At 56.0% G+C, this 13,013-nt stretch carries 7 protein-coding genes; 5 read left to right on the plus strand and 2 right to left on the minus strand.

Annotated elements, in window-relative coordinates; translation table 11 throughout:
* Positions 1–55 precede the first annotated feature (55 nt).
* From GFR01_RS00150 to GFR01_RS00170, 5 genes are all read left to right on the plus strand, one after another.
* Positions 56–2,458, plus strand: coding sequence for a TonB-dependent receptor family protein (locus GFR01_RS00150; protein WP_099180822.1), 2,403 nt, complete (start codon positions 56–58; stop codon positions 2,456–2,458).
* A gap of 264 nt (positions 2,459–2,722) precedes the next feature.
* Positions 2,723–4,183, plus strand: coding sequence for a xanthine dehydrogenase small subunit (xdhA, locus tag GFR01_RS00155; protein ID WP_099180823.1), 1,461 nt, complete (start codon positions 2,723–2,725; stop codon positions 4,181–4,183).
* Entirely contained in the window at positions 4,176–6,503 is a 2,328-nt protein-coding gene (xdhB, locus tag GFR01_RS00160; RefSeq protein WP_099180824.1) for a xanthine dehydrogenase molybdopterin binding subunit, read from the plus strand. Before xdhA ends, xdhB begins: the two co-directional genes overlap by 8 nt.
* Positions 6,504–6,505: 2 nt before the next feature.
* Positions 6,506–7,330, plus strand: a complete 825-nt coding sequence (xdhC, locus tag GFR01_RS00165) for a xanthine dehydrogenase accessory protein XdhC (RefSeq protein WP_099180825.1) — start codon at positions 6,506–6,508, stop codon at positions 7,328–7,330.
* 262 nt (positions 7,331–7,592) lie between these two features.
* Complete coding sequence (locus GFR01_RS00170; protein ID WP_099180826.1) at positions 7,593–9,020, plus strand: glucoamylase family protein; 1,428 nt, start codon at positions 7,593–7,595, stop codon at positions 9,018–9,020.
* Positions 9,021–9,034: 14 nt separating this feature from the next.
* Here the strand turns inward: GFR01_RS00170 and treZ are convergent, their stop codons facing one another.
* Together treZ and glgB are read right to left on the minus strand one after the other, a co-directional pair.
* Entirely contained in the window at positions 9,035–10,792 is a 1,758-nt protein-coding gene (gene treZ, locus GFR01_RS00175) for a malto-oligosyltrehalose trehalohydrolase (RefSeq protein ID WP_099180827.1), read from the minus strand.
* An 18-nt stretch (positions 10,793–10,810) separates the two neighbouring features.
* Positions 10,811–13,012, minus strand: coding sequence for a 1,4-alpha-glucan branching protein GlgB (gene glgB, locus GFR01_RS00180; RefSeq protein WP_099180828.1), 2,202 nt, complete (start codon positions 13,010–13,012; stop codon positions 10,811–10,813).
* Position 13,013: the final 1 nt, after the last annotated feature.

Genomic DNA, 13,013 nt, shown 5'->3' on the forward strand with positions numbered 1-13,013 from the left:
CTAAGAATAAAAACTTTCCAATGTCGGGTCTGATATCCAATGAAACGGAATCCTAATGCCCCGAGCATCTCGGCTTCTACTGTCTGGCGTTGCACTGGCAGGCCTGCTGACCGGCGTAGCGAGCGCCGCTACCCAGAACGCCCGACACCGTCACGAGACGTCTTCCAGAAAAATGTTGTCACGACAGAAGCCCGTGCCAGCCAAGCCAAAACCATCTGTTAAATCTGGCTCAGAAGCCCTGATGGTCCGGGCGCATCGAACTGGTGCGCACAGCGCGGTCGAGGTCGTCAGTCGTCAGACGCTTGATCATTTCGTGGCGGGTACAAGCCCGATGCAGGTTCTGGCCTTGACCACGCCGGGCGCGAACTTTGCATCTGATGATGCCTTCGGCCTCGATACCGTGGCGAATACGCTCTATGTGCGCGGCTTCAACCAGACCCAGCTTGGGGTTTCCCTGGACGGTATTCCAATGGGAGGACAGGGCTTCCACAACTGGAACGGTCTTGGCGTCGACCAGATGGAAATTCAGGAAAATATCGAGAGCCTGACCATGTCTCAGGGAGCAGGAGCTCTTGATACGCCGTCTGCACAGACCCTCGGTGGGGCAATTACGTTCACGTCCAGTGATCCGGAAAACAAGGCTGGCGGCCGGATCAGCCAGCTCTTTGGCAGCAACAATGGTTTCCGTACATTTGCGCGGGCTGACAGTGGTGTTCTGAATGCAAGCGGGACGAAGTTTTACGTCGCCTATGCCCGCACGGCACAGGATCTGTGGAAAGGCTATGGAGACCAGCAGGAGCAACAGGCCAATTTCAAGCTTGTGCAGCCGGTGGGGGATCGCGGCAAGATTACAGCCATCTTCGATTATTCAAATTTCGAGCAGTACAATTACCTCAGCCTGACAAAAAACATGTGGCAGAAGATGGGGCGTAACACGACCTACCTGAAGCCGAATTACGAACTGGCCAAGGAATATGCGACTTACGCCCAGAATGGCGGTGTTCCGAGCAATCTGGAAGGCATTCTGTCCAACGATGAAATTGGCGATTACGCCTATGACGGAACCCAGACACAGCGGAACTACATGTCGGCCATTACGGGGGATTTCCGGCTTTTCCCGAATGTGAATTCCAAAACAATTGCTTATGCGCATGTTTCGAACGGTGATTATAGTGCGACCAACCCGTTCCTGACATCTCCTACGTCTCAGGTTCCGATGGCCATGGAAACCGGGCATCCGGATGTGCGTCGACTGGGGTTTGTACAGAATTTCGATATTCAGGCCGGGCATCATAACGATATCAAGACAGGTCTCTGGTACGAGAACGACCGCTTTAATTACCCGATGGAGATGTATGAAGACGGTGTGGATACACCACATTCGTCCATTTCCAATTTCAAGAACGGCACGAAATGGTGGGAAGATTCCTTCAACACCAATACCTTCCAGTTCTATCTCCAGGACACATACCACATTCTACCTGAAATGACGGTGACGGCCGGGTTCAGATCTCTGCTGCAAACGACCCACGGTGGTACCAGCATTGATAATACAGACACATTGTCACAGTGGGGCGTCTATTACAGTCATCCGGCGTCTGGCAGCCTGACGGCGGCAAATGCCTTCCTGCCGCATTTCAATTTCGATTATCATTTCCTGAACCAGCATGAAATCTATTTTGACATTGCTGAAAACATGCGGGCCTACGATTACGGAGCGCAGAGTAGCAGCGGAAACCCATGGGGTGGCCTGGGAAGTTCCACAAACTCTGCCCAGTCTGTGTTCAATGCGAACAAGCAGACGTTAAGGCCAGAGCGGACGTGGAATTATGTCGTCGGCTATCGCTTCAACTCGCATTTCTTCTCTGGAAGCGCCGATTTCTATCACACGGATTACTACAACCGACTGGCTGCCATCACGAGTGGATCGACGGGTAACACCTACAGCGCTTTCATGAATGTTGGTCGTGAAACGATGAACGGTGCGGATGTCGCGGGAACGATCCGTCCTCTTCCTGGTCTGGCCATCACCAACAGTTTCAGCTGGAACGATGCGACATACGAAGATTCACGGCTGCCCTATAATGGTGCCTATATCAGCATCAAGGGAAAGCATCAGGTCTACTATCCGAAGTTCATGTACAAGGCGAACGTCACATATACCTGGAAGCGCGCGACTTTCAATTTCAACACAACCTATACCAGTGCGCGTTACATGACTTATACGAACGACGAGAAGATCCCCGCTTACTGGACGTCCAATCTCAACGCGACGTATGATTTTGGTAAGATCGGATTTGTTCAGAACTTCCAGACATCCTTTGGTGTCACGAACCTGTTCAATCAGGTATATATTGGTGGCGTCTATGGTGCTGCCTCTGTTTCGGGCGATGATAACGCCAATCTGTTCATTGCTGCCCCGCGACAGTTTTTTGGAACCGTCTCCGCAAAGTTCTGAATTCGGTTTTCAGGCACTCTGCAAACACCCGGCCGTCGTGCCGGGTGTTTTTATTTGGGCTTCCGATCAAGCATGCTCTCGAAAAAGCAACACTCTATGCGTATCTTGGTACTGGACGGCAACGCTCTGCCCGGTGCAGGAGTCTGCTAGTCTTCCCATTTTCGTATCCGGGATTCCCCGCTTTTTTCAGGGTCGCGTTTTGCCAGTTCAGCCAGAATTCTTTCTTTTTCCAGTACAGACGTCGCGTTCAGGAGGGCGGGTGTGATGAGGCAGGTCGTCCAGTTTTATCTTGGTGACGAACGCTGTGCACTGGCCGGCATCTCTCCGACGCTGACTTTGCTGGACTGGCTGCGTGAGCGCGGCCGGACCGGAACGAAAGAGGGCTGTAACGAAGGGGACTGCGGTGCCTGTACGGTTCTGGTTGTTCGGCTGGAACAGGGCCGGCTGGTCTGGCGCGCGGTTAATGCGTGCATCCAGTTCGTGAGTATGCTGGACGGGGCTCAGGTCTATACGATTGAAGATCTCGGCACGCCGGATGCTCCGCACCCGGTTCAGGCGGCAATGGTCGAGCAGCATGGCTCCCAGTGTGGCTTCTGTACGCCGGGTTTTGTCATGTCCATGGCCGCTTATCGCAAGGCGCCGGGTGCTACGGATGACGATGCGAAGATTGATGACGCGCTGGCGGGAAACCTGTGTCGCTGCACGGGATACGCGCCCATCGTGCGGGCCATGAAGCAGTCCATGACCGCGGGGCCTGATCGTTTCGATGCGCAGGTTCAGACCATTACGGAGCGTCTGGTTGAGCTGAATGATGGTGAAACCGTGCAGCTTTCTGGCCCGGAAGGGACGCTGACGGTACCGGGTAATGTAGATGTTCTGGCCGAAACGCTGGAACAGAACCCAGACGCCACCATCGTTGCCGGTGCTACGGATGTTGGCCTGTGGGTGACGAAGGGGATGCGGCAGCTTCGGCATGTTGTGGCCATCGGCCGTGTGCCAGAACTTCGCCGTATGGAACGAACAGCGGAAGGTCTTACAATTGGGGCCGCCGTGACATATCAGGAAGCCCAGCCACGCATTGCGGAATTGCTGCCGGATGCGGGGGAAATGATCCGCCGTCTGGGTTCGACGCAGGTTCGCAATAGCGCGACGGTGTGCGGGAATATCGCGAACGGTTCCCCGATTGGTGATGGACCGCCGATGTTTATTGCCGCAGGGGCTACGCTTTATTTGCGTCTGGGCAATGAGCGCCGCTCTTTGCCGCTGGAATCCTATTTCATTGCTTATGGAAAGCAGGACCGTCGGCCGGGCGAGTTTGTGGAAGGCGTGACTATTCCGGTTCCTCCGGAGAATGCGCAGTTTCGTGCGTACAAGATTTCCAAACGCTTCGATCAGGATATTTCCGCGGTTCTGGGGGCCTTCATGATGGAGCGGAATGCTGAAGGCATCATCACGTCCGTACGTCTGGCTTATGGCGGCATGGCGGCAACACCCAAGCGGGCTGAGCAGGCGGAAGCCGCGCTGCTGGGACGTGCTTGGAATGAAGAGGCACTTGAAGCCGCGCGCGCTGCCATCGCACAGGACTTTACGCCACTGACCGACATGCGTGCGACGGACTGGTACCGTCGCACAGTGGCCGCCAATCTGCTGACGCGTTTCTTTGAAGAAACGACGGGCGGCCCCTTGGCGCGTCTGGCTCGCACCGGAGGGCTGGCTCATGTCTGAGGCTCGCAAGATGCTGGTTCAGGGTGCTGCATCGACCAGCATGAAACATGAAAGCGCGATCCTGCATGTGACAGGGCGAGCAAACTACATTGACGATATGCCTGAGCCGAAAGGCATGTTGCATGTTGTTCCAGGGCTGAGCACCAAAGCTCATGCGCGGATCGTTTCCATGGATCTGAACGCTGTGCGGTCTGCGCCGGGTGTGGTGCGGGTTCTGACGGCCGAGGATGTTCCGGGCGAGAATGAGATCAGCCCGGTTCATGCGCATGACGAGCCCCTACTGGCCACGGATCATGTCTACTACTGGGGCCAGCCGATGTTTGCCGTGGTGGCGACGTCTCGTCAGGCTGCCCGTAAGGCCGTCCGGCTCGCGAAGATCGAGTATGAAGAAAAGCCTGCTATCCTGAACGTCGCTCAGGCGCGGGAAGCCGGTGGCGATCTGGTCTGGCGCCCGTTGGTCATGAAGCGCGGTGATGTGGATGCCGGACTGGCTGCCGCACCGCGTCGTCTGTCTGGCAGTATCACGATGGGCGGGCAGGAGCATTTCTACCTTGAAGGGCAGGCCGCTCTGGCTCAGCCGGGTGAGGCCGGGGAAATGCGTGTCTGGTCTTCCACGCAGCATCCGTCTGAAACGCAGCATCTGGTGGCGTGTGTTCTGGGTCGGCCGCATCATCTGGTCACGACGGAAGTGCGCAGGATGGGCGGGGGCTTTGGGGGTAAGGAAACGCAGGCCAATGCTGCGGCCTGTCTGGCGGCCATTGCGGCTGATCTGACCGGGCAGACTGCGAAGATGCGTCTGGACCGTGACGACGACATGATGATGACCGGCAAGCGGCATGACTTTGTCGTCGATTATGATGTCGGCTTTACGGATGACGGGGACATTCTGGCAGTCGATATGGTTCTGGCAGCCCGCTGTGGCTGGTCCGCCGATCTGTCCGGTCCTGTTGTGGATCGTGCGCTGTTTCATGCAGACAACGCGTATTTCTATCCGGATGTGCGGTTCCGTTCCGAGCCACTGCGCACCAACACGCAGTCCAACACGGCTTATCGAGGGTTTGGTGGCCCGCAGGGTATTGTCGCGGCAGAACGGGTGATCGAGGAAGTCGCATTTGCGACGGGGCTTGATCCTGTGACTGTGCGACTGCGAAATTTCTATGGAACGACAGACCGGAACGTCACGCCGTATCATATGACGGTGGAAGATTCGATCAGCCGGGAAATCGTCACGGAACTGGTACGGCGCTGCGATTATGCAAAGCGCAAGGAAGAGATCCGCGCTTTCAATAAAACCAGTCGTTACATCAAGCGCGGGATTGCCCTGACGCCGGTGAAATTCGGCATTTCTTTCACGGCGACACATTACAATCAGGCTGGTGCGCTGGTTCACGTTTACACGGATGGCTCCGTGCAGGTGAACCATGGCGGGACGGAGATGGGGCAGGGTCTGCACACGAAAATGGTGCAGATTGCCATGCGTGAGTTCGGGCTGACGTCCGACCGGGTACGCATTACTGCCACCACAACTGGCAAGGTTCCCAACACATCCGCAACGGCTGCGTCTTCCGGGGCAGATCTGAACGGCATGGCAGTTTTGGACGCCATTACCAAGATCAAGCGCCGCATGATCGCGTTTGCTGCCGAGAAGTGGAATGTCGCTGAGGAAGACGTGCAGTTCCTGCCAGATGGCGTGCATGTCGGCTCAGACGTCATGACTTTCCAGCAACTGGCCTGGCAGGTTTATTTCGCCCGTATTTCCCTGTCTTCCAACGGGTTCTACAAAACGCCCAAGATTTCCTGGGATCCGGCAACAGGGCGAGGACGTCCATTCTACTACTTCGCTTATGGCGCGGCCTGTGCGGAAGTGTCCGTTGATCTGCTGACGGGTGAAAACACCATGGACCGCGTGGATATTCTCCATGACGCCGGGCAGTCCCTGAACCCGGATATTGATGTCGGGCAGATCGAAGGTGGCTTCGTGCAGGGCGCAGGCTGGCTGACGATGGAAGAGCTGGTCTGGGATCCCGCTGGTCGTCTGCGGACACATGCCCCCAGCACCTACAAGATCCCGGCCTGTTCGGATCGTCCGCGTATTTTCAATGTGGAACTGCTGGAAAACGCCCCGAACCGGGAAGAGACAATTTTCCGGTCCAAGGCCGTTGGGGAGCCTCCTTTTGTGCATGGCGTGGCTGTTCTTCAGGCCATTTCTGACGCGCTTGCCAGCCTGAATGACTACAAGACCTGCCCCCAGCTTGATGCACCCGCCACGCCGGAACGGGTTCTGCGTACTGCCATGAGCCTGCGTGGCGAGATCGACTGACCATGTTGGAAGCCATCCGCCGCTGGCGTGATGCGGGGGAGGCAGTGGCCAGAATTACGGTTCTGGTTGCCAAAGGATCTACTCCGCGTGAAGCCGGGGCCTACATGCTGGTGACGTCGCGCGAGCAGGTTGGGACCATTGGCGGGGGGCGTCTGGAGTGGGACTGCATGGCAGAGGCCCGTACTCTTTTGACGGAGAATGGTGGTCGTCTTGAGCGGCATATTCCGCTGGGCCCGGCCATCAACCAATGTTGCGGAGGGGCCGTCACCGTCAGTATCGAGCGCGTCGTGGATATGGAGGCGCTTGAACGTGAGGCATGGAAAGAGCGGGAAGGGCTGCCTCGGCTGATCCTGTTCGGGGCCGGACATGTTGGCAGGGCTCTGGCCAAGTCGCTCGCATTGCTGCCTTTGCAACTCATATGGGTGGACGCACGGGAAGATGAATTCGGGCCGGTTCCACCAGCCGTTGATGCGCAGGTGACGTCTGACTGGGAGAGCATTCTTGATGCGGTGCCTGCTGGATCCGGCGTTCTAGTCCTGACGCAGAGCCATACGCTGGATGCTTTGATCACGGGTGCTGCGCTGGCCCGGAACGATTTGCGATACGTTGGCATGATTGGCTCCCGGACGAAGCGCAAGCGTTTTGAAAGTGCATTCCGAGCGATTGATATTCCGCAGGAGCAGATCGATAAGCTTGTTTGCCCGATCGGGGATTTTGGCGTTCGGGACAAAAGACCTGAAATGATTGCTGCCTTTGTTACGGCAGAAATTGCGGCCCGGTTTCTGGGAGAGGGAGTTTCCCCCGTCGAGCGGGAATCGGACGTGTAACGGAAGCTTGCAAAATAGTATTGATTCTTGAATTTCGGAGCTAATAATATTCGTTAATATCGGCAGTTTCCTGCGGGTTAAAATCATCACGATCTTGTGATGTAACACCACATTCAAGTGATGCGTGGTCTGCGCTTATGGTGAGCGCATGAGCACTGACTTTCGGATGCAGCCTGCGCCAGGCAGCAGGTTTCTCTCGACAGCACGACGTGCAGGACAACAGTTCTGTGCTTCCTCCTCCCGTCTCCTCCGAACCGGAGTGATGGCAGGGGCTGTGCATCTTGCCCTCTCTTCAGGAACTGCGCTGGCAGCGAATACCGGTACTATTCAGGCAGACAACCCCGCTGCGCTGACCAAGACCGATCAGGCCTTTGTGGAAGATCTGGAGCATCGGACGTTCCAATGGTTCTGGGATACGGCCAATCCGAAAAACGGACTGGTACCGGATCGCTCGCCGCTTCCCAATGGCGCGGCCAGCATTGCCAGTGTGGGATTTGGGCTGACAGCTTACGGGATCGGCGCCGAGCGCGGCTATGTCACACGCGATCAGGCTGTTGATCGTACGCTGACAACTCTAAGATTTCTCATCAGCTTACCGCAGAATGACAAAGTTTCTGGTGCCTCCGGATACAAGGGCTTTTTCTACCATTTCCTTGACCCGAACACGGGCCTCCGCGTTGCGGACTGGTCAGAGCTTTCAAGCGTAGACACGACACTTCTGATGGGTGGCGTTCTGTTCGCGCAGTCCTACTATAATCAGGACAACGCGAAGGAAAAGGAAATCCGCGATATTGCGGACCGTCTGTATCGCCGGGTCGACTGGACGTGGATGAAAGCCCATGGTCCCTGGCTCAGCATGGGCTGGTCTCCGCCGAACAACTTCATCACAACAGACTGGAAAGGCTACAACGAAGGTCTGATCATATACCTTCTGGCTATCGCCTCTCCGACGCATCCATTGCCTGCACAGACGTGGAAGACCTGGACTGCTACGTATGACGGGCAGTGGGGTGACTTCCAGGGGCATCAGCTTCTGAACTTTGCACCGATGTTTGGTCATCAGTACAGTGAATCCTGGATTGACTTCCGTGGTATTCAGGATGACTTCAACCGCAAACATAAGGATGATTATTTCCAGAATGGGCGCGAAGCCGTATATGCGCAGCGGGCCTATGCACAGGCCAATCCGGGCGACTGGAAAGATTATGGGGCGAATATCTGGGGCCTGACGGCGTGTGACGGTCCGGGAGACGCGCATCAGGATTACAACGGTAAACCCCGTCATTATCTGGCCTACAGTGCGCGTGGAGCCGGGCGGGATTACATTCTTGATGATGGCACCATTGCCCCGACGGCGGCTGGTGGATCCATTGCCTTTGCTCCGGAAATCGCACTTCCGGCTCTTGAAGAGATGCAAAAGCGCTATGGAAACCGGATCTATAATCAGTACGGCTTCCTGGATTCCTTTAATCCGTCCTTCAAGGACAAGAACGATTATTGGGTAGACGGTCAGCAGCTCGGTATTGATCAGGGGCCAATCCTGCTGATGCTGGAAAACTGGCGCAGTGGTTTCGTGTGGGACGTCATGAAGAAGAACCCATACCTGCGCGATGGTCTGGAACGCGCAGGCTTTCAGGGTGGATGGCTCAGCGAAAAGACTGCATCCAGTAAGAGCGATCGCCCGTTATAAGGGCGATCTTTTTTCTACAGAGGGCGGTCCAGTCCTGCGACCAGACTGCCAGCCGGAAGGTGTCCGGGATGGCGGTTCAGGACCGTTTCGTAGAACACCGTTTCGGGGTCTGTAAATTTGGCGGCCTCTTTGCCAAGGTTGATGGCTATCGTCAGTAGGCTGCCATTTGCCAACGTCCAGCGCGCAACAACGGCCTTGTCTCCCAGAATGTCAGCTCCGGCGCTGTAAGCTCCTTTCAGATGAGGTGTAATTTTCGAGTGGCGGAGGGACAGGAGTTCTCGCGTCATGGCCAGCCATGCCTGCCCTGCTGGGGACTCTCGCTGGCTCCGGTCAGGCTTGGACAGTCTGAAGGTTTTGGGGTCGATGGGGTTAGGGAGCGTTTTGAGGATCTCCGGATCTGTCAGGTTACAGTACTCCGCAAACTGCTCTTCACGCCCGAGAACGACTTTCTTGCCGATTTCACCGTGAAAATCCGAGAAGAAATAGAATGGCGTCGTTGAGCCCCATTCTTCTCCAAGGAAAAGCATGGGCGTCATGGGGCAGAGCAATAGCAGAGCGTAAGCGGCGCGAAAGGCGGCAGGGTTCGAAAGGGTAATCAACCGTTCCCCGAGCGGGCGGTTGCCGATTTGATCATGGTTCTGCAAGAACGTGACGAACTTGGTGGAGGGCAGGTCACTGCTTGGCGTGCCACGTGCCTTTTTTCGGGGCGGGAAATACTCGCCCTGCCAGGCTAATCCTTCCGTTAAAACCCGCTTGAGAAGGGCTGTTGTTTCCGTATGGAAGGGCAGGAAAAATCCCTTGTCCTCACCACTAAGCATGACGGTCAGGGTGTGGTGCCAGTCCTCGCACCACTGTCCCGAATAACCGTCACGTAGTAGTCCGGAATCGTTGTTTTCGTTTTCAAGAATGAGATGGACATGACGTCCTTTCTCGATGGTTTTATGGATGCGGCTCTGAAGTTTATAGAACCATTTTCTATCCGTAATGGCCCATGCTGCGTCGATCCGTAGTCCATCGAAACGATATTCCATTAGCCAGTACAGCGCATTGTCGATAAAGAAATCGGCAACAATCGGATTATGGAAATCAATGCCATCTCCCCATGGCGTATCATAGCGTGGGTCGAAGAAGCCTTTGGCATATTCCAGAAGGTAATTTCCGTCCGGGCCGAAGTGATTATAGACCACATCCAGAAAGACCATCAGGCCCAAAGAATGGGCGTGATCGATCAGCTCCTTGAGGTCATCCGGACGACCATAGGCAGGAGTTGGAGCATAAACGAGAACGCCGTCATAACCCCAGTTCCAGTGCCCGCTGAAACTGTTGACGGGCATGAACTGAACGGTTGTGATGCCAAGGTCGGCCAGTTCCTGAAGCCGGGCTTTCATACCCTCGTAATTGCCTTCAAGACCGAGATGCGTCTCGTAAATGATTGTCTCTTCCCAGGGGCGTCCTTTCCAGTCTGGATGTTTCCAGTCGTAGGAGTCCGGGTCCAGAACTTCGCTGCGTCCATGAACGCCGTCGGGCTGAAAGCGGCTTGCAGGGTCTGTAACCGTTATTTCGTCCCGGACCCTGTAAAAGTATCGCGCACCGGCCCCACAGGGGGCCTCGGCCGTAAATGTGCCGTCAGAGTGGCGCCGCATGGTGAGGGGCGGCAGGTCTTCCACTTCCACAGAAACCTTGTCGCAGGAAGGTGCCCAGAGCGTGAAACGCGTGCGATCCGGAGCAATAAGTTCTGCGCCGAAGCGGTTCCTGAACCTGAATGAAGACATGGGGATTGACCCTTTTTCTCAGGAGGCGGGAGAAAGATAGAGCACGGCCAGTGGAGGTAGTGTCAGAGTGACGGACTGTCCCATGCCATGGGCGGGAATGTCCTGCGCATAAACCTGTCCCTGATTTCCTAGATTGCTTCCTCCAAGGGCTTGTGCATCGGTATTGAGCAACTCCCGCCATACACCGCCCCATGGGACGCCAATGCGGTAATCCATGCGAGGGACCGGCGTCATGTTTCCGACAACCAGAACTGGCGGGGACCCCGGAGCCTGCCTGAGCCATGCGAAAACAGCGTTCTGGGTGTCATCCGCGATGATCCACTGAAAACCTTCGTAGCTGTCTTCAAGGGCATGCAGGGCGGGCAAATGCCGATAAAGCCTGTTCAGAGATTGGATCGTGTCATGCACACCGCGTCCGTAATGGTCGGACAGCCGATACCAGGCGAGTTCTCCTTCGTGATCCCATTCTTCTGGTTGGGCGAGTTCCCCACCCATAAACAGGAGTTTGCGGCCAGGATATGCCCACATCAGGGCATAGAGCGCACGGAGATTGGCATGTTTTTGCCAGTCATCTCCTGGCATTTTGGCCAGAAGGGATCCTTTTCCGTGAACAACCTCGTCATGGGAAAGAGGCAGGATGAAGCGCTCAGAATAGGCGTAAACCATCCCGAATGTGAGGTCCGAGGCATGGTACCCCCGCCAGAGCGGGTCACGCTCCATATAGCGCAGCGTGTCATGCATCCATCCCATATTCCACTTGTAGTCGAACCCGAGCCCACCTGTTCGCGCCGAAGCGGTTACACCCGGCCAGGATGTTGATTCTTCTGCAATCAGGAGTGTGTCCGGATGCAGCTCATGCAATGTTTCGGAGAGGTGATGCAGGAAATTAACAGCTTCCAAATTTTCGCGACCACCATGAATGTTGGGGCGCCATTCTCCGTCTTTACGACTGTAGTCCCGGTACAGCATGGATGCGACGGCATCGACACGCAGACCGTCGATATGGAACTGTTCCAGCCAGTGAAGGGCACTTCCTGCCAGAAAGCCGCAGACCTCATTGCGTCCATAATTGTAAATCAGTGTGTGCCAATCCTGATGGTAGCCTTCCTGTGGATCAGCATGTTCGTACAGGTGTGTGCCGTCGAACTGGCTGAGACCGTGCTGATCGGCAGGGAAATGCGCAGGCACCCAGTCAATGATGACGCCTAGACCCGCCTGATGGCACCGATCGACAAATCGCGCGAATTGCGCGCGTGAGCCGTGACGCACCGTAGGGGCATAGAGGCTCAGGGGCTGGTACCCCCAGGAACCAGAAAAAGGATATTCCGCAATCGGAAGAAGCTCCAGATGTGTGAAGCCCAGGTCCTGAAGATACGGGATGAGCGTGTCTCCCAGTTCGTCCCAGCTGATGATGTCATGACCGTGCTGAGGGTGCCGCCAGGAGGGGGCGTGCATTTCGTAGATTGAGATGGGGGCCGTACTGGCCTGCCGGGTCTGACGTGTGGTCATCCACTCATCATCATGCCACTCAAACATATCCGGAGCCGCGACAACGGATGCGTTGGCGGGCGGCAGTTCAGCGACTTTGGCGTAAGGATCGGCTTTGGCGGGAAGGACTTTCCCGGAATGGGAGACTAGTTCGTATTTGTATCGTTCTCCGGCCTGTACGCCAGGAATAAAAAGCTCCCAAACACCCGACCCATGGCGGAGGCGCATGCAGTGTCTTCGTCCATCCCAGATGTTGAAGTCACCAACAACCGAAACACGCCGGGCATTTGGTGCCCAGACCGCAAAACGCACGCCTGACACACCCCCCACCGTCATCGGGATGGCCCCCATCATGCGGTCAATCTGCTGATGCTTTCCTTCTGAAAACAGATAAAGGTCCATATCTCCGAGCAGCAGATCAAAGCTGTAAGGATCGTGGGTTTCCTGCCAGGCATCTGCCCAGCGGATACGGAGATAATACCGTGCCGAGCGTGGCAGGGTGGCTGAATACAGCCCACGGTCATCAATGCGGCGCATGATTTTTTCGATGGTTTGCCCGGATGACTGCTCCACCATCAGATGGACTTCCAGAGCATCAGGGTAGAAGACCCTGACAACATCCTGCCGATGGTCCCGGTGCCGTCCCAACAGTGCGAAAGGGTCTCCGCACTGGCCAGTCATAAGAGTGTCAATCATGGATTGCAGTGCAGGATCGACCGTACGAGCAAGCATA

This window comes from Gluconobacter frateurii (assembly GCF_002723955.1).
Taxonomy (GTDB): domain Bacteria; phylum Pseudomonadota; class Alphaproteobacteria; order Acetobacterales; family Acetobacteraceae; genus Gluconobacter; species Gluconobacter frateurii.